General features: G+C 74.4%; 12 protein-coding genes and 1 tRNA gene. 9 read left to right on the plus strand and 4 right to left on the minus strand.

Going from position 1 to position 21,536, the window contains the following annotated elements; all coding sequences use genetic code 11:
• Positions 1 to 15 precede the first annotated feature (15 nt).
• Positions 16 to 1,002, plus strand: a complete 987-nt coding sequence (gene hemB, locus SPI96_RS04545; RefSeq protein WP_321081185.1) for a porphobilinogen synthase — start codon at positions 16 to 18, stop codon at positions 1,000 to 1,002.
• Entirely contained in the window at positions 1,002 to 2,312 is a 1,311-nt protein-coding gene (gene hemL / locus SPI96_RS04550; RefSeq protein ID WP_321081186.1) for a glutamate-1-semialdehyde 2,1-aminomutase, read from the plus strand. Before hemB ends, hemL begins: the two co-directional genes overlap by 1 nt.
• Positions 2,313 to 2,322: 10 nt before the next feature.
• Here hemL and SPI96_RS04555 read toward each other — a convergent pair whose 3' ends face one another.
• Positions 2,323 to 3,009, minus strand: a complete 687-nt coding sequence (locus SPI96_RS04555) for a 3'-5' exonuclease (RefSeq protein WP_321081187.1) — start codon at positions 3,007 to 3,009, stop codon at positions 2,323 to 2,325.
• A gap of 129 nt (positions 3,010 to 3,138) precedes the next feature.
• On the opposite strand from SPI96_RS04555, the gene SPI96_RS04560 reads away from it, so the two are divergent.
• Positions 3,139 to 6,600 (plus strand): PD-(D/E)XK nuclease family protein, encoded by a 3,462-nt coding sequence (locus SPI96_RS04560; RefSeq protein ID WP_321081188.1) that lies wholly within the window; start codon positions 3,139 to 3,141, stop codon positions 6,598 to 6,600.
• The gene (locus SPI96_RS04565) at positions 6,588 to 10,112 is read left to right on the plus strand and encodes an ATP-dependent DNA helicase (RefSeq protein ID WP_321081189.1); all 3,525 of its coding nucleotides are present in this window, start codon (positions 6,588 to 6,590) and stop codon (positions 10,110 to 10,112) included. The genes SPI96_RS04560 and SPI96_RS04565 overlap by 13 nt, the downstream gene beginning before the upstream one ends.
• A gap of 17 nt (positions 10,113 to 10,129) precedes the next feature.
• On the opposite strand, the gene SPI96_RS04570 is transcribed toward SPI96_RS04565, so the two are convergent.
• Positions 10,130 to 11,224: a phosphotransferase gene (locus tag SPI96_RS04570; RefSeq protein ID WP_321081190.1), complete on the minus strand. Its 1,095-nt coding sequence runs from the start codon at positions 11,222 to 11,224 to the stop codon at positions 10,130 to 10,132.
• 147 nt (positions 11,225 to 11,371) lie between these two features.
• Here SPI96_RS04570 and SPI96_RS04575 point away from each other — a divergent pair, with 147 nt between their 5' ends.
• Entirely contained in the window at positions 11,372 to 13,489 is a 2,118-nt protein-coding gene (locus tag SPI96_RS04575; protein ID WP_321081191.1) for an ATP-dependent DNA helicase UvrD2, read from the plus strand.
• On the opposite strand, the gene SPI96_RS04580 is transcribed toward SPI96_RS04575, so the two are convergent.
• Positions 13,455 to 14,237 (minus strand): ThiF family adenylyltransferase, encoded by a 783-nt coding sequence (locus SPI96_RS04580; RefSeq protein WP_321081192.1) that lies wholly within the window; start codon positions 14,235 to 14,237, stop codon positions 13,455 to 13,457. The genes SPI96_RS04575 and SPI96_RS04580 overlap by 35 nt on opposite strands.
• Before the next feature lie 183 nt (positions 14,238 to 14,420).
• Between SPI96_RS04580 and SPI96_RS04585 the strand changes: the two genes are divergently transcribed.
• Positions 14,421 to 15,128: a M48 family metallopeptidase gene (locus SPI96_RS04585; protein ID WP_321081193.1), complete on the plus strand. Its 708-nt coding sequence runs from the start codon at positions 14,421 to 14,423 to the stop codon at positions 15,126 to 15,128.
• Position 15,129: 1 nt separating this feature from the next.
• Here SPI96_RS04585 and SPI96_RS04590 read toward each other — a convergent pair whose 3' ends face one another.
• On the minus strand, positions 15,130 to 16,530 hold the full coding sequence (locus SPI96_RS04590; RefSeq protein WP_321081194.1) for a zinc-dependent metalloprotease: 1,401 nt from the start codon (positions 16,528 to 16,530) through the stop codon (positions 15,130 to 15,132).
• A 277-nt stretch (positions 16,531 to 16,807) separates the two neighbouring features.
• On the opposite strand from SPI96_RS04590, the gene SPI96_RS04595 reads away from it, so the two are divergent.
• The 3 genes from SPI96_RS04595 to SPI96_RS04605 all read left to right on the plus strand — a co-directional run bounded on the left by SPI96_RS04595 (position 16,808) and on the right by SPI96_RS04605 (position 21,403).
• Positions 16,808 to 17,881, plus strand: a complete 1,074-nt coding sequence (locus SPI96_RS04595; protein WP_321081195.1) for a PDZ domain-containing protein — start codon at positions 16,808 to 16,810, stop codon at positions 17,879 to 17,881.
• Between the two features lie 116 nt (positions 17,882 to 17,997).
• Positions 17,998 to 21,096, plus strand: a complete 3,099-nt coding sequence (locus SPI96_RS04600) for a UPF0182 family protein (protein WP_414601905.1) — start codon at positions 17,998 to 18,000, stop codon at positions 21,094 to 21,096.
• A gap of 233 nt (positions 21,097 to 21,329) precedes the next feature.
• Positions 21,330 to 21,403: transfer RNA gene (locus SPI96_RS04605), tRNA-Met, on the plus strand.
• Positions 21,404 to 21,536: the final 133 nt, after the last annotated feature.

The raw sequence follows: 21,536 nt of genomic DNA on the forward strand, positions 1-21,536 counted from the left end.
CCTAGACTCGAGGCCATGTCCTTCCCCCTGAACCGCCCCCGTCGGTTGCGCCAGTCCGCGGCGATGCGCCGGCTCGTCGCCGAGACCCGCCTGCACCCCAGTCAGCTCATCCTCCCGGCCTTCATCAAGGAGGGCATGACCGAGCCCGCGCCGATCGCGTCCATGCCCGGCGTCGTGCAACACACCTCGGACACCCTCAAGGCGGCCGCGGCCGAGGCCGCCGAGCTGGGCCTGGGCGGCATCATGCTGTTCGGCGTGCCCGCCGAGCGCGACGCCACCGGCTCCGCCTCCCTGGACCCCGAGGGCGTGCTCAACAAGGCCGTGCGGGACGTGAAGGCGGAGGTGGGGGACGCGCTCGTCGTGATGAGCGACCTCTGCCTGGACGAGTTCACCGATCACGGCCACTGCGGCGTGCTCCGCCCGGACGGTGCCGTGGACAACGACGCCACCCTGGAGATCTACGCGCAGATGGGTGTCGCGCAGGCCGAGGCCGGCGCGGACGTGCTCGGCCCCTCCGGCATGATGGACGGGCAGATCCGCGTGATCCGCGAGGCCCTCGAGGCCGCCGGCCACACCGACACGGCGATCCTCGCCTACGCCGCGAAGTACTCCTCCGCGTTCTACGGCCCCTTCCGCGACGCCGTCGACTCCGCCCTGCAGGGCGACCGCAAGACGTACCAGATGGACGCCGCGAACCGCACTGAGGCCCTGCGCGAGGTCGCCCTGGACCTTGAGGAGGGTGCGGACATGGTGATGGTCAAGCCGGCCATGAGCTACCTGGACATCGTGCGCGACGTCGCCGAGATGGCCGACGTGCCCGTCTCCGCGTACCAGATCTCCGGGGAGTACGCGATGATCGAGGCCGCCGCCGCGAACGGCTGGATCGACCGGAAGGCCGCGATCATCGAGTCCGTGCTCTCCATCCGGCGCGCCGGTGCCGGCACCGTGCTCACCTACTGGGCGGCCGAACTCGCCCGCTGGATCAAGGAGGACTCGCTCTGATGACGACGACCAACGCCGCCGCCTTCGCGGCCGCCCAGCAGGTCATCCCCGGGGGCGTGGACTCGCCCGTGCGCGCGTTCGGCTCCGTGGGCGGCACGCCCCGGTTCATGGCCTCCGCCCGCGGGGCGTACCTGACCGACGTCGAGGGCGCCGAGTACGTGGACCTCGTGTGCTCGTGGGGCCCCATGCTGCTCGGCCACAACGACCCCCGCGTGGTCGAGGCCGTGCACGCCGCCGTGGACCGCGGCCTGTCCTTCGGCACCTCCGTGGAGGGGGAGACCGAGCTGGCGCGCCTGATCGCCTCCCGCGTGCCCGTGGAGCGTGTGCGCTTCGTCTCCACCGGCACCGAGGCCACCATGACCGCCCTGCGTCTGGCACGCGGGGTGACCGGCCGGAACCTGATCGTGAAGTTCGCCGGCTGCTACCACGGCCACTCGGACGGCCTGCTCGCCGCGGCCGGCTCCGGGGTGGCCACGCAGGCCCTGCCCGGCTCGGCCGGCGTCACCGAGGCCGCGGCTTCCGAGACGATCGTGGTGGACTATAACAGCCGCGCCGCCCTCGAGGCCGTCTTCGCGGAGAAGGGTGAGCAGATCGCCGCCGTCATCACCGAGGCCGTGCCCTGCAACATGGGCGTGGTGGAGCCGCAGGAGGGCTACAACGCGTTCCTGCGGGAGATCACCCGCCAGCACGGCGCGCTGCTGATCTGGGACGAGGTCCTCACCGGCTTCCGCGCCACCGCCACGGGCGGCTGGGGCCTGGCCGGTCAGCCCGAGGGCTGGACCCCGGACATCTGGTGCTTCGGCAAGGTGATCGGCGGCGGCATGCCCGCAGCCGCCCTGGCCGGCTCCGAGGAGATCATGAACCACCTGGCTCCGCTGGGCCCCGTGTACCAGGCCGGCACCCTCTCCGGGAACCCGGTGGCCATGGCCGCCGGCATCGCCACCCTGGGGAACGCGGACGAGTCCGTGTACGCCGCGGTGCAGCGCGCCTCCGACGCCGTGCGCGAGGGGCTCACCGCGGCCCTGGCTGCGGCCGGCGTCGACCACTCCATCCAGCGCGCCGGCACCCTGTTCTCCGTGGCGTTCGGCACCTCCGAGCGTGGCGTGCACGACTACGCTGACGCCCAGGGCCAGGAGACCTTCCGCTACGCCCCGTTCTTCCAGTCCATGCTGGAGCAGGGCGTGTACCTGCCGCCCTCGGTGTTCGAAGCCTGGTTCGTCTCCGCCGCCCACGACGACGCCGCCGTCACCCGGGTGCTTGAGGCCCTGCCGGCTGCGGCACAGGCCGCCGCAGCCGCCCGCCCGGCCTGAGCCGGTCGCCTCACCGCGGGGGCTCGACCGGCCAGGCGCGGGAGAGGCTGGCCTGCGGGTCCTTCTTGCGCAGGTACTGCTCGAAGCTCTCGGCCTGCTCGGCCTTCCACCGCACCTGGGCGGCGTGCAGCTGCTCGGCGTCCCCGCGCAGCTGCTCGTACTTGGCGGCCAGGGCGTCCGCCACCTGCACCGCCGCGAGCGCGTCCGCGGCGGAGGTGTGGGCATTCTCGAGGCTCACCCCGTAGTGCTCGGACACCGCGGAGAGCGTGCGCTTGCCCCTGCGGAAGCGGTCCATCTGCTTGTCCAGCACGAACGGGTCGATCACGGGGCTCGGCGTCAACGGGGTCAGCCCGTGGCGCCGGGCCTCGCGGTCCATCACCGTGAAGTCGTAGACCCCGTTGAACGCGATCACGGGGATCCCGGCGGAGAAGAGGTCCCGCAGGGTCTCGGTGATCTCGGAGATCGCACGCCCGGCCTCCATACCCTCAGCCTGCGCACGCTCGGTGCTCACCCCGTGCACGGCGGCGGCCTCCTCGGGGATGGGCACCCCCGGGTCCACGAGCCACTCCGCCGAGGCAGAGGGCCGCCCGGAGGCGTCGACCACCACGAGGGAGGCCGTGACGATCAGTGCCTGCTTCGGGTCCTTGCCGGTGGTCTCGAGGTCGAACCCCGCCCGGATCTGCTGGTGCCAGCTCATGCCCCCAACGGTAGCGGTGCCGGTGGACACCCTAAGGATGACGACGGCGCTCGCGGCCCTGACCCGGCGCCTGGCCTGGGCAGGGGGCCGGGTCCGTTAACGTGTCCGCCCCGATGGGAGGATGGCGCCATGAGCACAGCGCAGACCAGAACGCAGGCCGGGGCGGGGGAGGACCTGGCCGCCCTCGTGGCCGGAGCGGACGCGGAGGAGGAAGCTCTCCCCGCGGCCGGTCACGCGCGCCTGGTGCGGGGCACCGGGCGCTCGGCGGACTGGCCCGAGCTGACGGCCGAGCAGGAGGCCGTGGCCTCGCTCGCCCCGGGCCACGGGGCGGTGCTCGTACTGGGCACCCCGGGGGCTGGGCGCAGCACGGTTGCCGTGGAGTATGCGGCCCGGCGCCTGAGCTCCGGCATGGACCCGGAGGCGCTGCTCATGCTCGCCCCCACCCGTGAGGCCGCGGCCCGGCTCCGGGACGACCTCACCGCCCGCCTGGCCGCGGCCGGACGGGGCACCCGCGCGGTGACCCCCGTGCGGACGTGGGCCTCCTACGCCTTCGACGTGCTCCGCCGGGCCCGCGTGGACGGGCCACTGGGCCATCTGACAGACCCGCCGCGCCTGCTCTCCGGCGCGGAGCAGGACACCGTGATCACCGAGCTGCTGGAGGCCTATGCGGACGGGCTCGCCCCGTCGCCGGCCTGGCCGGAGGAGGTCGCCGCCGCCGTCGGCGCCCGCGGCTTCCGCCGGGAGGTGCGCGAGCTCGTGGACCGCATGAGCGAGTTCGGCCTCGAACCGGGGGACCTGCAGGCCCTGGGCCGCCGCTACGGGCGGCCCGAGTGGACGGCCGCCGCCGAGCTGGTGCAGGACTACCGGGACCGCATGGACCTCGGGGATGCCGAGGCCTTCGACCCGGCCGGGCTCATCGCCGCTGCGGTCCGCGTGCTCACCGAGCGTCACCCCGAGGACCCGGAGCGGGACGCCGCCGCCCGTGCCTTCGCCGCCGGCGAGCGCGCCCGTCTGCAGGTGCTGGTGGTGGAGGACCTCCACGAGGCCACCCCCGCCGTGCACGATCTCCTCGCCGTGCTCGGCACGGGCACGGACGTGCTGCTCACCGCCTGCCCCGACTCCACCGTGGAAGGCTTCCGTGGTGCCCGGCCGGACCTGATCTCCCGGTACCCGGCCGCCCTCGACGTCCCGTCCCCGCCCCCCGGTCTGGCGGCCCCGCAGGAGCGCATCCACGTGCTCACCCAAGGCCACCGCATGGGGCAGGCAGTGCAGGAGGGCTGGCTGCGCGTGGCCCGGCGCGTGCGCCAGCGCACCCTCGGGGTGGAGCGGACTCGCGCCGAGGCCGTCCCCGCCGCCGAAGGCGGCCGTGTAGAGGCGCACGTGGTGCCCTCCCGCTCCCATGAGGACCAGCTCGTCCTCGAACGCGTGCTGCGGATCCACCACGAGGACGCCGTGCCCCTGGACGAGATCCTCGTGGTGGCCCGCTCCGGCGCACGCGTTGCCGCCCTGGCCCGCCATCTCGAAGCTGAGGGCGTGCCCGTGCTGCAGGACGCCGCCGGCTCCGTGCTCAAGGACGAGCCCGCCGTCGCCCCACTGCTGACACTGCTGCGCGCCGTCGCTGAGGAGGCCGAGCAGCATCCCGAGGGCGCCGTCACCGTCCGCCTGGACGCGGACGAGGTCGTCGCGCTACTCCGCGGCCGCTACGGGCCCGCCACCGCTCTGCACGTGCGACGCCTGCGCCAGGACCTCCTTGCCGCCGAGCGCACCCGCGGCGGCCGGCGCCCCTCGGACGAGCTGATCGTGGCCGCCCTCGCCGACCCCGCCCTCGCCGGGGTGGAAGCCGATCGGCACCGGGCCCTGCGCCGCCTGTCCTGGATGCACGCAGCTGGCCTGGAGGCCGCCCGCACCCCCGGAGCCACTGCGGAGACCGTCCTGTGGGCGTTGTGGTCCGCCTCCGGACGCGCCGAGCGGTGGCGGGACCTCGCCCTGGCTCCCGTCACGGACGCCGCCGGCCGCCGCGAGGCTCGCCGTGCCGACGCGGACCTGGACGCCGTCGTCGCCCTGTTCCGGATTGCCGAACGCCACGCCGAACAGTTCCCCGGTGCCTCTCCGGCCGAGTTCGCCCGCTACATGGAGTCCCAGGACCTGCCCATGGACTCCCTCGCCCGCAGGGCCGAGACCGGTGACGCCGTCCACGTGCGCACCCCCGCCTCCGCCGTCGCCGCAGGGCGCGGATGGCACGCCGTCCTGCTCGTCGGCCTCCAGGAGGGCGCCTGGCCCAACACCCAGCTGCGTGGCCGACTGCTCGGCGCCCCGGACCTGGCGGACCTGCTCACCGCCCCACCCGGAGCGCCCTGGCCCGTGGACCGGCGCACCCGCCTGCAGGAGGTGCGGCAGGACGAGCTGCGCATGCTCGCCGCCGCCATCTCCCGCGCCCGCACCCATGTGGTGGCCACCGCCGTGCGCAGTGAAGATGACGCACCCTCGGACTTCCTCGACCTCATCCAGCCCCCCGAGGACCCCCGCCGCCTGCGGCCCCTCACCCCCGTGCCCCCGCCCCTGACGGCCGCCGCCCTCGTGGCCGGGCTGCGGCGTCGGCTCGAGGCCCCGGACCTGCCCGAGGCCATCGTGGGCGTCGAGGACCCGGCCGCCGCCGCCGGACTCGCCGCGCTCGCAGCCGACGGCGTGGACGCTGCGGACCCGGCCCACTGGTGGGGCCTGGCGCCACTGTCCACACAGGCCCCGCTGACGGACCCGACCACCACCGCCGTGCGCCTGTCGCCCTCCCGGGCGGAGACGGCCCTGACCAACCCCCTCGACTGGCTGCTGCAGCACGTCGGCGCCCAAGGCGGCGCCTCCCTGGCCCAGTCAGTGGGCACGCTCGTACACTCCGTGGCCGAGCACCACCCCGACGGCGAGCCCGGCGCCGTGCGTGCCGAACTGGAACGGCGCCTGCCCGAGCTCGGCCTGCCCGAAGGGTGGGGCACTGACCTCGAGCACGCCCGGGCCCGCCGGCTCGTGGAGGCCTACATCGGGTACTGGTCGGTGATGCGTGAAGCCGGCCGCCGCCCCCTGGCCCAGGAGGTCCCCCTGCGGGCCGACCTCACCTGGGAGGGGCTGCATGTGGTGGTCAACGGCGTCATCGACCGCCTCGAGGTCGACGCCGTCGGCCACCCCTATGTGGTGGACCTCAAGACCGGCCGGCGCACCCCCGGCTCGGACGAGCTTCCCCGGCTGCCCCAGCTGGCCGCCTACCAGGTGGCCGTGCGCGCCGGAGGACTCACCGGGCTGCTCGAGGACCCGGAGACGGACCCGGTACTGCGTGAGGCCCTCACCGCCCTGGCGGACCCGGCCGCGCCCGCCGGTGCCGCGCTCGTGCAACTCGGCGCAGGCACCCAGCGCACCAAAGTCCAGGAGCAGGCCGCCCTCACCGACGAGGACCGCTGGGCCCGCGAACAGGTGTTCACTGCGGCCCGGCGGACCGTCGGGCCCCGCTACCTCACGATCCATGCCCCCGGGGGGCGGTGCGCACTGCCCTCCGTGTGCCCCCTCTGCTCCGAAGGAAGGCAGGCCACCGAGTGGAACCGCTGAGCGCCCTGATGCCCGTGCCGGCCGAGCCCCCCGCCCCCGCCGGGGCGGACGTCCGCCGCGCCGTGCACTCGCCCGAGGACATCGCCGCCCGCCTCGGCGCCCCGCCGCCCACCCCGGAGCAGTCCGACGTCATCAAGGCGCCACTGAGCCCGCGGCTGGTGGTGGCCGGGGCCGGCTCCGGGAAGACCGCCACGATGTCCGACCGCGTGGTCTGGCTCGTGGCCAACGGGTTCGTCCGCCCCGACCAGGTGCTCGGTGTGACCTTCACCCGCAAGGCCGCCGGCGAGCTCGCCCACCGCATCAACGCGAAGGTCGACGCCCTGCTGCGCTCCGGCCTGCCCATCCCCGGCTTCGAGGGCGAGCCCGAGGACCTCGGCCGGGCCTCCGTGTCCACCTACCACTCCTACGCCGGTGCCCTCGTGAGGGACCACGGCCTGCGGGTGGGCGTCGAACCCGAGGCAGAGCTGATCGGCGACGCCGAGGCCCACCGGTTCATGGCGCAGGTGGCCGACGCCCACCCCGTGGTGGCCGATCGGCTCGGCGTCAGCCGGGCCACCCTGGTGGCCCAGGCGCTGCACCTGGCCGGGGACCTCGCCGAGCACCTCGTGGAGCCCGGGCGGGTCCGTGCCTTCCTGCGCGAGCAGATCGCCGTGGGGGAGGCCCTCGAGCTCCCCGCCAGGATGAAGCAGCCCAGCGCGGAGATCCGTGAGTTCTTCACCGGCCTCGAGGACCGCATCCTCATGGCCGACCTTGTGGAGCGCTACACCGAGCTCAAGCGGGAGCGGGAGGTCATGGACTTCGGCGACCTGCTCCGCCACGCCGCCGACGTGGCCGGGCAGATCCCCGCGGCCGGCCGTGAGGAGCGCGAACGCTTCCCCGTGGTCCTGCTGGACGAGTTCCAGGACACCTCCCACGCCCAGATGCGGATCTTCGCCGGACTGTTCGGCCCCACCGGGCCCGCACCAGACGCCCCCGGCCTGGGGCACTGCGTCACCGCCGTGGGGGACCCGCACCAGTCCATCTACGGGTTCCGAGGGGCATCCGCTGGGCAGCTCTTCGACTTCCCCACACTCTTCCCCCGCGCCGCCGCCGGCCCCGACGGCTCCGTGCGCCGGGCCCCCGCAGACGTCTCCCACCTGACCACGGCCTGGCGCAACGACGAGGCGATCCTCGCCGTCGCCAACCAGGTGGTCCAGCCCCTGAACGCGCACGTCAGCGCCCGCGGGGCCGCCGTGGACCTGCGGCCGCTGCAGCCCCGCCCCGGGGCCGAGGCCGGTGAGGTGCGCGTGGACCGCTACGAGACAGCTCAGGAGGAGGCTGAGGACCTTGTGGAGCGGCTGCGCACCCTGCCGCCAGGCCCGGACGGCCAGCCGCTCACCCGGGCAGTGCTGTGCCGGGCCCGCACCCAGTTCGGGCCCGTGATCGACGCGCTCGACGCCGCCGGCGTGCCCTACGAGGTGCTTGGCCTCTCCGGACTGCTGGATCTGCCCGAGATCACGGAAGTGCTCGCCGTGCTACACCTGCTCTCTGACCCCGGGCGCAACGACCAGCTGATCCGGCTGCTCACCGGCCCCCGGTTCCGGATCGGCCCCGCCGACCTCGAGGTGCTGCACGAACGCGCCCGGTTCGTCAGCCGGATGCGACGGCGCGCCACCGCCGCCGGAGCCGAGGAGACCAGCACCGGGGACGTCGTCGTGAGCGCGGATGAGGACGCCGACGCCCCCGCCCTGCTCGAGGCCCTGGACTCCCTGCCTGGCGAGGGCGTGGCCTGGACTGGGGCGAACGGTCGGGGCTTCTCCGCCGAGGGGCTGGCCCGTCTGCGCCGGGCCCACCGCCAGCTCAGGCACCTGTCCGCGCGCGCCGGGCTCGCCCCGGCCGACCTGATCGCCGAGGTGGCACGGGAGATCGGCCTGGACGTCGAGCTCGCCCTGCGGCCCGGCCCCTCCGCGGCCTCCGCCCGCCGCCACCTGGACGCCTTCCAGGACGCTGCCCGTGGGTTCGCCGTGGGCTCCGGCGCGGCCGGGGACCTCTCTGCGTTCCTCGCCTGGACCGCCTCCGTGGCCGAGCACGAGGACGGCCTCGGCATCACCCCGGCCGACCCGGTGCCCGGCGTGGTGCAGGTGCTCACCGCCCACGCCTCCAAGGGGCTGGAGTGGGATGTGGTGGCCGTGCCCGGCCTGCAGCAGGGCACCTTCCCCTCGGACCGCGCCGACCGCTGGACCACCGGCGGCACCGGGGCCCTGCCCTGGCCGCTGCGCGGGGACGCCGCCTCCCTTCCCCAGTGGGACGGCTCCTGGGCCCAGGACCGCCGCGACTGGGTGCAGTCCGCCGGCTCCGCCTACTCCAGCGCCGCCGCAAAGGAGAGCGCCCCGGAGCCCTACCGCCTGGCCGTGGAGGACCACGCCGGCCGTGAGGAGCGGCGCCTGGCCTATGTGGCCTTCACCCGCGCCCGCAGCCGGCTGTGGCTGAGCACGTCCCGGTGGAAGGGCACGCGCCGCCGCCCCTCGGAGCCCTCGCCATTCCTCGAAGAGGTCGAGGCTCTCGCCGAGACCGTGCCCGGGATCGTGATCGGGGCGGTCCCCGACCCCCAGACGCAACCCGAGCAGAACCCCGCCGGCGAGCGCACGCTCGTCGCCTGGTGGCCGTTCGACCCGCTGGAGGGCCCCCAGGCCTGGATCGCCGACCCCGAGGACCCGGAGGACGAGACCGCCTGGCAGGCGCTGCCGCCGCGCTCACGGCCGCGCAGGGCGCGGGTGGAGTCCGCCGCGCGGCAGATGAAGGCGGCGGCTCCGGAGGCCCTCGCCGAGGAGGGCCAGCTCGCCCGCGAGGTGGAGTGGGTGCTGCTGCGGCGCCGGCAGATCGAAGGCTCCGGGCCGGACGTCTCCCTACCCGAGCACCTCTCGGTGTCCCTCTACGGTGAACTCGCCGCAGACCCCCAGGCGGTGGCCGAGCAGCTGCGCAGGCCCCTGCCCACCCCGCCGGCGCACGCGGCCCGCCGCGGCACCGCGTTCCATGCCTGGCTCGAGGAGCGCTTCGGGTCCACCGGCATGCTGGACATCGACGACCCCACCGACGCCGCCGACGCCTGGGTGGAGGACGCCCTGGACCTCGCGCCCCTGCAGGAGTGGTTCCTCGGCTCCCGCTGGGCGGACCGGCTCCCGGTGTCCGTGGAGACCGCCGTGGAGACCACCGTCGCCGGGATCACCCTGCGCGGCCGGATCGACGCGGTCTACCGGGAGGGCGGCCGGGCCGAGGTGCCCTTCGACCCGGAAGCGCACTGGGAGCTCGTGGACTGGAAGACCGGTGCGGTCCCGCGGGGCAGGGAACTCGAGCGCAAGGCCCTGCAGCTGGCTGTGTACCGGCTCGCCTGGTCCCGCCTGCACGGAATCCCCCTGGAACGGATCAGTGCCTCGTTCGTCTACGTGGCCCGCGGGCAGGAGCGCACCTTCACGGACCTGCCGGGGGAGGAGGAACTTGAGCAGATTCTTGCCGAGGCCGTCGGGCGGAGCTGACCCGTCCGGCGGGGCCGTCAGAGGGCGGTGGAGCCCCGGGCAGCCCGGCCGGTCCCCTCCGCAGGGGCCTGCCCGGAGCCGGCCTCGCCAGGCGAGGCCTCGCCCTCCGGCACCACGGTCAGCGTCCTCTCAGCCTCAGCCTCAGCCTCAGCCTCAGCGACGACGGCGGCCCGCTCCTCCTCCTCGGCCTCCCGGACGGCGTCGGCCAGCTCGCTGAGCATCACAACGGCGTCGGCGATCATGTCCTGGTCCTGCCGGTCCACGCCCCGCAGCAGCCAACGGGCCAGGGCGAACTCCGCCAGCAGCGAGGCTCGACGCATGAGGTGGGGGTCGCCGTCGTCGTCGGTACCATCCGCGCTCCGGCGGTCCAGGTACGCCCGGTGCACCCGGTCCGCGAAGGAGGGATCCTCCGCGGCGGCGAGCCAGGCGAAGTCCGCGGCCGGATCCCCCACGTGCAGGTCCGTCCAGCCGGAGACCCCCACCACACGGCCGCGCTCCACGAGCAGATTGTCCTCGTGGAGGTCCCCGTGCACCGGCACAGGCACGAACGCCCAGAGGGCGTCCTCCTCGAGGGCCTCCTCCCAGCGGCGCAGCAGTACCGGGGGCACCCGGCCGGTGGTGGCGGCCTGGTCCATCTCGTGCAGATGGCGGTCCCGGATCTGCCGCGGCGTGTACACCGGCAGGTCCGCCTGCTCCACCACGTCCACGGGTAGCGCGTGCACGGCCGCGAGGATGCGCCCGAGATCCTGCACAGCGGCCTCACCCAGCGCCACCAGGGACTCCAGCGGCACCGGACAGCCCGGCAGGTCCTGGTAGACGAACGTGCGCAGCCCGTTCAAGCGCACGGCCCCGGCCACCGAGGGAACCCGGAACGGCAGGCCCGCACGCAGGCGGGGGTCGAAGGCAGCCAGCACCTGCAGCTCGGTCTCCAGGCGGATCCCGGCCTCCGGGGTGTGCGGGGAGCGGATCTGCCAGCGCTCGCCGGCGGTGTCCACGACGATCGCCGTGCTGAACTCCGCGGGGTCGTCCGGGCTCGGCTCCACCGTGGCGGGGCAGAGTCCGGGCACGGACGCAGCGGCGAGGGCGGCGAGATGCAGGGGCTGGCGGTTCACCCCACCAGCCTACGGCCGGGCCGGGCGCTGTGCGGGGACCGTGTCCCGGGCGCGGCCGCGGCGTCCGGGTTGGTACCGTGGGACGCCGCCGCACGCCCGCCCGGCGACGGCATGCCGCCGATCTCGTCCACAGGAGGTCCGCCACCCATGAGCACTCCCGACGAGATCCTCGCCGGCCTGGACGCGGAGCAGCGCCAGGCCGCCACCGCCCTGCGCGGGCCCGTGTGCATCCTGGCCGGTGCCGGCACCGGCAAGACCCGTGCCATCACCCACCGCATCGCTTACGGCGTGGCCTGCGGTGTGTTCGACCCCCACCGAACCCTGGCGCTCACCTTCACGGCCCGGGCTGCCGCGGAGATGCGCACCCGCCTGCGGGACCTCGGGGTGGACGGCGTGCAGGCCCGCACCTTCCACTCCGCCGCCCTGCGGCAGCTGCAGTACTTCTGGCCGCAGGCCGTCGGCGGTCCCATGCCCTCGCTGATCGAGAACAAGGTGCGCCTGCTCACGGAGGTCGCCCAGCGCATGCGGATGACCGTGGACCGCGCCTCCCTGAGGGACCTCGCCGGGGAGATCGAGTGGGCCAAGGTGTCCCTCCACGCCCCCGAGGGCTACGCCGAGGCCGCCCGGGAACGCGAGATGCCCGCCGGGTGGACCACCACCACGGTGGCCCGGCTCTACACCGGGTACGAGGAGTCCAAGACCTCCCGCAACATGATCGACTTCGAGGACGTCCTGCTGATCCTCGTGGGCATCCTCTCCACGGAGCCGCGCATCGCCGCCGCGGTGCGGGACCAGTACCGCGTGTTCGTGGTGGACGAGTACCAGGACGTCTCCCCACTGCAGCACCGCCTCCTGGACCTCTGGCTCGGGGACCGGGACGACCTCTGCGTGGTGGGCGACGCCTCGCAGACGATCTACTCGTTCACGGGCGCCACCTCGGCGTTCCTCACCGGCTTCCGGGACCGCCACCCCCAGGCCACCGTGGTCCGCCTGGTGCGGGACTACCGGTCCAGCCCCCAGGTGGTGGAGGCCGCCAACCGCCTGCTCTCGGAACGCACCCAGGCGGGCCTGCGGGACCGCACCCTGCCGCCGTGGCCGGAACCGCTGCGCCTGGTCTCCCAGCGTCCGGCGGGCCCGGAGGTCGTGATGGCCGAGTGCACCGACGACGAGGCCGAGGCCGGCTGGGTGGCCCAGCGCATCGCCGCGCTCGTGGCCGAGGGGGTCGCCCCGGCCGAGATTGCGGTGCTGTTCCGCACGAACGGCCAGTCCGAGGCCTTCGAGACGGCGCTGTCCGCCGCCGGCATCGGCTACCAGCTGCGCGGTGGTGAGCGGTTCTTCTCCCGCCGTGAGGTGCGCGAGGGCATCCTCCAGCTGCGGGCCGCAGCCCGCGCTGCCCAGGACCTCACGGGGGAGGAGGTTCCCCCGCGGGTGCGCGATGTGCTCTCCTCCCTGGGCCACTCGACCGAGCCGCCCTCGGCCACGGGGGCGGCCCGGGAGCGCTGGGAGTCCCTGCAGGCGCTGGTGAACCTCGCCGAGCAGCTCGCCCGCTCCCGTGAGGACTTCACCCTCACCGCGTTCGTGGCCGAACTGGACGAGCGCGCCGCGCACCAGCACGCCCCCACCGTGCAGGGCGTGACCCTGGCCTCCCTGCACTCGGCCAAGGGCCTGGAGTGGGACGCCGTGTTCCTCGTGGGCCTCTCGGAGGGGCTCATGCCGATCTCCTTCGCGGACACACCCGCCGAGGTGGACGAGGAGCGCCGGCTGCTCTACGTGGGCATCACCCGCGCCCGCCAGCACCTGGCCATGACCTGGCCGCTGGCCCGGGCCGGGGGTCGGGCCTCCCGCCGCCCCTCCCGGTTCCTGCGGGCCGTGGACCCGACGCTCGGCGGGACCCGGGAGCACTCCCCGGCGCGCACCGCGGCGGCTGCCCGGCCGCGGCGGCGGGGGGCGAGTGTGGCCACCTGCCGCTCCTGCGGGCGTGTGCTGGAGACGGGGGCGGAGCGCAAGGTCGGCCGCTGCGTGGACTGCCCGGCCACCTACGACGAGGCCGTGCTGGCCACCCTGCGGGACTGGCGCACCACCACCGCCCGTGCGGAGAAGGTGCCCCCGTTCGTGATCTTCACGGACGCCACCCTCGAGGTGATCGCCGAGACGATGCCCACCACCCCCGCCGAGCTGATCACCGTCAAGGGTGTGGGCAAGACGAAGCTGGACCGCTACGGGTCGGACGTCATCGAACTCCTCCACGGTCCGACGCCGGCCTGAGCCCGTCGGTCGCGACGCCGGCCCCCTCGCCGAGCAGAGCCGTACCGGGCATCGCCGCGCCGACCAGGTCCCCGCCGTCCAGGATGTCCTCGGCCAGGTCCTCCGCGGCCCGGCATGCGCACCCGGGGCGGGGGATCACCCGGTCCAGGTGCGCGGCGCCGGTGGGGCCGAGCCTGAGACGCTGCCCGGGTGGGAGATTGGACGCGCCCGTGAGGAGGTCTGCCACGGCCACCGCCGCACGCTGGGCGTCGACGGCCCGGGCCGCAGGCCGTGCGGCGGACACCGCGGCCATCCCCGGCGCGGGGTCCTGCCCGGGGTCCGGCGCCAGGCACAGCAGGCAGCCGGGGGAGTCGGGGCGGGTCCACGGGCCCACGACGGCGGCTCCCGCCTCCGCGCGGACGGCCAGCACGGGGTGCTCGGCCGCGAGGGCCCGGGCGGCCAGGTCCGGGCCGCCGAGTGGGCCGACGTCGACGGTGAACGCGCCCAAGGGGAGGGGGTGCGGGCCGCGGTGGGCGTAGGTGCGCACGTGCGGGGCGGCGTCGGCCAGGCGGCGTTCGGCGGCCTCGGCACGGGGCCGGCCGAGGTCGGCCACAGTGAAGCCGGTGCCGAGGTCCTCGTGGTCCACCGGCTGTGGGTCCCAGAGGCCCAGGACCCCCGCGCCGGCGTCGGCCAGGGCGAGCGCCACCGCCATTCCGGTGCGGTCCAGGCCGACCACCTGCACGGCCGCCCCCGGCTCCAGATCCGGCACCGCCTCCGTTCTGGGCGCGCCCTCCGCCCGCGTGTCCCGCTCCGCCCCCATGGGGTGCCTCCCTCCCGCGCCCGGCGCGTCCGTGAGCCTGCCGGTGCCCTCGGTGCGGCACCGCTCCCAGCCTGGCACGCCGGGCCCCGGCGGCGCGGGGCTGTCCACAGCCTGGCCGGGCAGAATGGCCGCATGAGCCCGACGCGCACCGCCACCGACCTGGTCGTCGACGGCGTCCCCGTCCGTCTGGTCCGTTCGCGCGCCCGCACCCGCACGGTCTCGGCCGCCTGGCGGCAGGGGCGCCTGCAGATCAATGTGCCTGCCCGGCTCTCCCGGGCGGAGGAGCGGCGCTGGGTGGCGCAGATGGTGGAGCGACTCGGAGCCCGGGCACGCGGGCCCGTCCCGTCCGGGGATCCGCAGCGGGGCGCAGGCCCCAGAGCAGACCCCGGAGTAGATCCCGGTTCAGGCCCCGGAGCAGATTCTGGCGCGGGCCGGGGCCTGCCGGAGCTGGAGGAGTGGGCCCGGCGGTTGTCCGTGCAGCACCTGGGCGGGGCAGCACGGCCGGTGTCGGTCACGTGGTCGGCGAGGCAGCGTCAGCGGTGGGGCTCCTGCACGCCGGGGCGGGGCACCATCCGGCTGTCCACGCAGCTGCGGGGGATGCCCGAGTGGGTGGTGGGCGCGGTGCTCCTCCACGAGCTCGCGCATCTGCTCGAGAGCGGGCACGGGCCGGCGTTCCAGGCGCTCGTGGACCGCTACCCGCGCTACCGGGAGGCCATGGCGTTCCTGGACGGGGTCACCTTCGCCCGGAATGGGCCGGCCGCGCCCACCCCAGAGGGCGGCGCGGCCGGTGGCCTGCCCGCGGACGATCTGCCCGCGGACGGGTACGGGGCGGGGTTGTGAGTCAGCCCTCCTTGGGAGCCTCCCCGTAGCCGCCGTCGAGGAGGCGGCGCAGCTCGTCGTCGAGGGCGTCGGTGGAGGCGTCGGCCGCGGAGCGGCGGGTGCCGTAGCCGGCCGGGTCGTCGAGGTCCTCGGCGGTGGGCTGGCGTTCGGGCGAGCTCCAGATCTCCTCCCGGTACTCCACGCCGTGCTCGTCCGTGATGTGCTCCCAGAACGCGGCGGCCTCGCGCAGACGGCGCGGGCGCAGCTCCAGGCCCACCAGGGCGGCGAACGCCTCCTCGGCCGGGCCGCCGGAGGCGCGGCGGCGGTTCATGGTCTCGCGCAGGGCCTGCGCGGACTCCAGCGGTGCGGCGGCCTTCGCCACGACGACGTCCACCCACCCCTCGACGAGCGCGATCAGCAGCTCGAGCTGGTCCAGAGCAGCGCGCTGCGTGGCGTCCGGCTCCGCGATGAAGGAGGCACCCTCGAACACCGCCTGCATGGAGGACGGATCCGCGGGGTCCACGGACTCGGCGGCGCGCTCGATCGAGGAGGTGTCCAGGCGCAGGCCCGCCGCGTACTGCTCGACGGCGGCGAACAGGTCCCGCTCCAGCCACGGGGAGTGCAGGAACAGGCGCAGCCGGGCGACCTCCCGCAGGGCCAGGTAGAGGCGGAGCTGGTCGTCGGGCACGTTGAGCCCGTCCCCGAACTCCTCGATGTTCACGGGGATCATCACGGGCCGGTGCCCGGCGATCGGCAGGCCGATGTCCGTGCCGGAGAGTACTTCCTTGCCCAGGGTGCCCACCGCCCCGCCCAGCTGCAGCCCGAACATGGTGCCGCCCATGTTCCGGAGCATCGGGGTGAGGCCGCCGAGCATCCCGGCGTCCATGCCTTCGGGGAGCTGGCTGGGCAGCTGCTGCTCCAGGGCGCGGGACATCGCCGCGGAGAGGGACTCGGCCACGGGCTCGGTCAGGCGGCGCCAGGTCTTCGCGGTCGCCTCCACCCACTCGGCGCGCGACCAGGCAGCTCCGACCTCGCCCACCGGGGCGGTGTCGGTGACGCCGTCGAGCCACAGTTCGGCCAGGCGTAGGGCGTCGTCCACCTCGCGGCGGGCGAAGGTGCCCACTGAGGGGTCCTCACCGGCCACAGCCTGGCGGGCGGCCTGCGTGGCCAGGGACCAGTTCACTGGGCCGTCGGAATCGGGGCCGGGGGACATCATGGCCTGGAACTGCGCCATCGCCTGCTGCATCACGGACGGGTCCAGCGCAGACGGGTCGAACGGCATGCCGCCTGGCCCTCCCATGCCCTGCATGGCGCGGCGGATCTCCTCGGCGTCGGGCGCCTGGCCGCCGAACATCTGGCGGAGCATGTCCTGGAGCGGGTCGCGGCCGTCGTCGGAACCGGGGGTGCGCGGGTCGTCAGTCATGCACCTCAGCGTATCGGCCGGCCCGTGCTCGCGTCTGGGGCGTGGGGGCCTGCTGGGCCCGGTTCGCCGTCGGCGCACCGCTGGGGTGCCCGCCCAGGCCGCGGGACGACGTCGTCCGGGGCCCGTCGCGGCCGGGCCCGGATAGACTGGGGCGCACCGTCGCCAGGGCCCCACCGGGCGGCGACGAGGACACCCCTCACCCGAGACCGCCGCAGGACGACGGCAGGAAGGCCGGTGCCGCGTGCCCCCCGAGCGCCCTGGGACCCCCGCCCACAGTGTGCCCACCGCCTCTGCCGACCCTGCCCGCCGCGGACGCCGTCGGTTCCCGGCCGGTGCGCTGGCGGCGGCGGCCGCGCTCCTGGCCTTGGTGCTGCCGGTGCCGTACATCCTCGAGGGCCCCGGACCTGCGATCGACGTGCTCGGCGAACACGAGGGCCGCCCCGTGCTGGAGGTGCAGGGCGGGGTGAGGGACCCGGGCGAAGGCACCCTGGACATGACCACCGTGCTGGTCTCCGGGCCGCCCACCTCCACCACGAGCGCCCTGGAGCTGTTCGGTGCCCTGCTGGACCCGAGCCGGGACGCGGTCCCGCGCGAGCTCGTCTACCCGACCGGCATGAGCGCGGACCAGGTGGACACCTCCAATGCCGCGGCCATGACCGACTCACAGAAGGTGGCCGCTGCGGCGGCCCTGCGGGAGCTCGGCCGCCCGGTGCCCTCCCGGCTGGTTGTCGGGTCGCTGACCCCCGAGGCCCCCTCGGCCGGGGTGCTGCACGAGGGCGACGTCATCCTCCGAGCCGGGGACCGGGAGGCGACCGACGTGGAGGCGGTCCGGGCCGCCGTCGACGCCGCCGGGCCGGACCCGGTGCACCTGCTGGTGCGTCGTGAGGGCCGGCAGATCCCCCTGGAGGTGCCCGTGGCGGCCGCGCCCGAGGGCTCCGAGCGCGCCTGGCAGATGGGCGCGCTGCTCGGCCAGGACTTCGACCTGCCCACGCAGGTGACGGTCACGCTCGCGGACGTGGGCGGACCCTCGGCGGGGATGATGTTCTCCCTCGCCGTGATCGAGCGCCTCACCCCCGGTGCCATGACCGGTGGGGAGCGGATCGCCGGCACCGGCACGGTGGACGCGGACGGGCACGTCGGGCCCATCGGGGGCATCGCCCAGAAGGTGCAGGGGGCTGCCGACGCCGGCGCCCGCGTGTTCCTGGCCCCGGCCGAGAACTGCGCCGAACTGGCCGGTCGCGTGCCCGAGGGCATCACCGTGTACGCGGTGGACACCCTGCACACGGCCCGCGGCGTGGTGGAGGCCGTCGGCCGGGACGAGAGCCCCCAGGGCGTGCCCACCTGCGGCTGAGCCGCACTAGACCATTGCACGCGCCCCCGACCGGGGGCGGACACGAGGAGACGGAAGAGACCGTGAGCTTCAACTCATCAGGAGGACATCCCTTCGGAGGACCGCCCGGGGACGGCATGCGCTTCGGCCCGTTCGGGGGAGCCCCCGGCGACGGCGGGCGCGGACCGGGTGGCCCCGGCCGACCCGGCCGACCCGGCCGACCCGGCGGGGCCGGTGGATCCGGTGGTGCCGGCAGATCCAGTGGTGCCGGCGGATCCGGTGGTTCTGGGGGCTCGGGCGGGGCCCGCCCCGGACGCCCGGGCGCGCTGCTGCTGACGGTGATCGCCGTCGCCGCCCTCGCGGGCCTGTTCGTGCTGTTCTCCCGGATCTACACGGACGTGCTGTGGTTCGACCAGCTCGGCTACTCCGAGGTGTTCTGGACCTCGCGTCTGACGCAGGCGGCGCTGTTCGTCGTCGCCGGCACCGTGATGGGGCTGTCCGTGTGGCTCTCCCTGCGCGTCGCCTGGCGCCGCCGGGAGAGGGTGGCGCCCCCGGGCGCGCGTGACTCCCTCGGGCAGATGCAGCAGCGGCTGGAGTCCCTGCGGCGCCTGCTGTTCCTGGGCATCCCGCTGGCCCTGGGCCTGTTCGCCGGGGCGGCGGCCACCAACGCGTGGCAGACCGTGCTGCTGTTCCTGAACCAGGTGCCCTACGGGCAGACCGACCCGCAGTTCGGCCTGGACATCATGTTCTACCTGGCCACGCTGCCGTTCCTGCGGTTCCTGCTCGGGTTCCTGACCTCCGTGGTGCTGGTGTCGGGGATCGCCGGGCTGGCCGTGCACTACCTCTACGGTGGTGTGGCTGTGCGTGAGGACGGCCGCCCGCATGTGGGCCGCGGTGCCGGCAAGCATGTGGCCGTGACGGTCGCGCTGTTCCTGCTGCTGCAGGCGCTCACGTTCTGGCTGAACCGGTACCGCACCGCGCAGTCCCAGACCGGCGCGTGGGCCGGCGCGCTGTACACGGACGTCAACGCGGTGATCCCGACCTCCGCGATCCTCGCGGTGACCGCCCTGCTGGTGGCGGGCCTGTTCGTGTGGGCGGCGTTCACCGGCCGCTGGCGGCTTCCCCTGGTGGGGGCTGCGGTGCTGGTGATCACCTCGCTCGTGGCCGGCAGCGCCTACCCGTACCTGGTGCAGCAGTATCAGGTGCGTCCGTCTGAGCGCAGCCTCGAGGCCGAGTTCATCGCCCGGAACATCGCGATGACCCGGGAGGCCTACGGGCTCGACGACGTCCAGGTCACCAACTACGAGGGCAGCACCGAGGCGCAGGCCGGGGCCCTGGAGGGTGAGGCCGCGAACACGGCCAACATCCGCCTGATGGACCCGAACCTCATCTCGCAGACCTTCGGCCAGCTGCAGCAGTTCCGCCCGTACTACTGGTTCCCGGAGACCCTCCATGTGGACCGCTACGAGCTGGACGGCTCCACCCGGGACACCATCCTGGCGGTGCGCGACGTGAACGTGGACGACTCCCAGTCCTGGGTGAACCGCCACACCATCTACACCCACGGCTACGGTGTGGTGGCCGCGGACGCCTCTGAGGTGGCCGCCGGCGGCCGCCCGCAGTTCCTGGTCTCCGAGATCCCCACGCGGGGTCCGTTGGCCAACGACGGCGACTACGAGCCGCGCATCTACTTCGGCCAGAACTCCCCGGAGTACTCCGTGGTGGGTGCCCCCGAGGGGGCACCAGCGGTGGAGCGCGACCGTCCGCAGACCGCGGACTCCGCCGAGGACACCGCCTACACGTTCCAGGGCGACGGCGGCCCCTCCGTGGGCTCGCTGTTCCGCCGGCTCGTGTACGCCGTGAAGTTCGGCTCTCCCGAGCTGGTGCTCTCCAGTGATGTGAACGAGCAGTCCCAGATCCTCTACGACCGCGAGCCGGCCGAGCGTGTGCGCCGGGCCGCCCCGTACCTGACGGTGGACTCGGGCGCCTACCCGGCGATCGTGGACGGCCGCGTGCAGTGGATCGTGGACGCCTACACCACCTCCGACCAGTTCCCGTACTCCACGGTGCAGCAGCTCGGGGAGGCCACCCAGGACGCCCTGAACCGCACCCCGGACCAGGTGATCAACGGCCGGGTGAACTACATCCGCAACTCGGTGAAGGCCACCGTGGACGCCTATGACGGCAGCGTGCGCCTGTACGCGTGGGACGACCAGGACCCGCTGCTGCAGGCCTGGCAGAAGGTGTACCCGACGTCCCTGACCCCGTACTCCGAGATGAGTGCGGATCTGATGGACCACGTCCGTTACCCGGAGGACATGTTCAAGGTGCAGCGTGAGCTGCTGGGCCGCTACCACGTGACGGATGCCGGCGACTTCTACGAGAACAACGACGCCTGGTCCGTGCCGGAGGATCCGACCCGCCCCGGCAGCGTGAAGCAGCCCCCGTACTACATGACCATGCAGATGCCGGGTCAGGACGAGCCGGCGTTCTCCCTCACCTCCACCTACATCCCGCAGATCACCGAGGGCGCCCAGCAGCGCAATGTGCTCTACGGGTTCCTCGCGGCCGACGGCGACGCCGGCACGGGGGAGCCGGGCGTGAAGGCGGAGGGCTACGGTACGCTGCGCCTGCTCGAGCTGCCGCGCCAGACCACGGTGCCCGGCCCCGGCCAGGCCCAGGCGAACTTCGACTCGAACGACACGGTCTCCCGGGAACTGAACCTGCTGCGTCAGGGTGCCTCGGACGTGCTCAACGGCAACATGATCACCCTCCCGGTGGCCGGGGGCATCCTCTACGTGCAGCCGGTGTACGTGCGCTCCTCGGGCGGCACCACGTACCCGACCCTGCGCAAGGTGCTGGTGTCCTTCGGGGACCAGGTCGGCTTCGCGGACACCCTGCAGGAGGCCCTGGACCAGGTGTTCGGCGGGGACTCCGGGGCGCAGACCCCGCAGGAGGGGCAGGTGGAGACGCCCGCCCAGCCCGGCGGCGCCCAGGACGCCGGCCCGCAGCAACGCCTGCGCACCGCCCTGATCGACGCCCAGGACGCGATCAACCGCGGCCAGGAGGCGCTGGCGAACGGTGACTGGGCCGCCTACGGCGAGCAGCAGCGCCGGCTCGAGGACGCGCTCCAGCGCGCCACCGAGGCCGACGACGAGCTCCAGGGCGGGGCCCCGGCCGATCCGGCCCAGGGCGACGCCGCCCAGGGGCAGGATGAGGCGCAGCCCCAGGGCTGACGCGCCGGGCCTCTGCGCCCGATGACCCGGCCACGGCGGCCCGGGACCCGCACGTGCAGGTCCCGGGCCGCCGTCGTCGTGAGGGCGTTGTTCCGGGGCGGGGTGCTGTTCCGTGCGGAGGTGCTCTTCCGGGCTGGAGGGCTGCACCGCCCGTGCTGGATGACCCTGCGGCAACGCCACGGAGACCACGATTTGAACTTCGGGCGACGGGTGTGTAGTGTTATCCGAGTCGCCGCGGGGTGGAGCAGTTCGGTAGCTCGCCGGGCTCATAACCCGGAGGTCGCAGGTTCAAATCCTGCCCCCGCAACGAGAGAAGGCCCCCAGCATCTGCTGGGGGCCTTCGTCATGCCCGGGAACCACCTCCCAGCACCTCCACGCTCCCAGCGCCCCGCTCTTACTGCTCCGGGGGCGAAAGGGGCCGGAATCCACGAGGAATTCCG

It is taken from the genome of Micrococcus sp., from assembly GCF_034179925.1.
Classification (GTDB): Bacteria; Actinomycetota; Actinomycetes; order Actinomycetales; family Micrococcaceae; genus Micrococcus.

Excerpts from the sequence above, each read along its gene's own strand:
- hemB (WP_321081185.1), top strand. The coding sequence starts at position 16 with ATGTCCTTCCCCCTGAACCGCCCCCGTCGGTTGCGCCAGTCCGCGGCG.
- SPI96_RS04600 (WP_414601905.1), top strand. The coding sequence starts at position 17,998 with ATGCGCTTCGGCCCGTTCGGGGGAGCCCCCGGCGACGGCGGGCGCGGA.
- SPI96_RS04575 (WP_321081191.1), top strand. The coding sequence starts at position 11,372 with ATGAGCACTCCCGACGAGATCCTCGCCGGCCTGGACGCGGAGCAGCGC.
- SPI96_RS04555 (WP_321081187.1), bottom strand. The coding sequence starts at position 3,009 with ATGAGCTGGCACCAGCAGATCCGGGCGGGGTTCGACCTCGAGACCACC.
- SPI96_RS04585 (WP_321081193.1), top strand. The coding sequence starts at position 14,421 with ATGAGCCCGACGCGCACCGCCACCGACCTGGTCGTCGACGGCGTCCCC.
- hemL (WP_321081186.1), top strand. The coding sequence starts at position 1,002 with ATGACGACGACCAACGCCGCCGCCTTCGCGGCCGCCCAGCAGGTCATC.
- SPI96_RS04560 (WP_321081188.1), top strand. The coding sequence starts at position 3,139 with ATGAGCACAGCGCAGACCAGAACGCAGGCCGGGGCGGGGGAGGACCTG.
- SPI96_RS04590 (WP_321081194.1), bottom strand. The coding sequence starts at position 16,530 with ATGACTGACGACCCGCGCACCCCCGGTTCCGACGACGGCCGCGACCCG.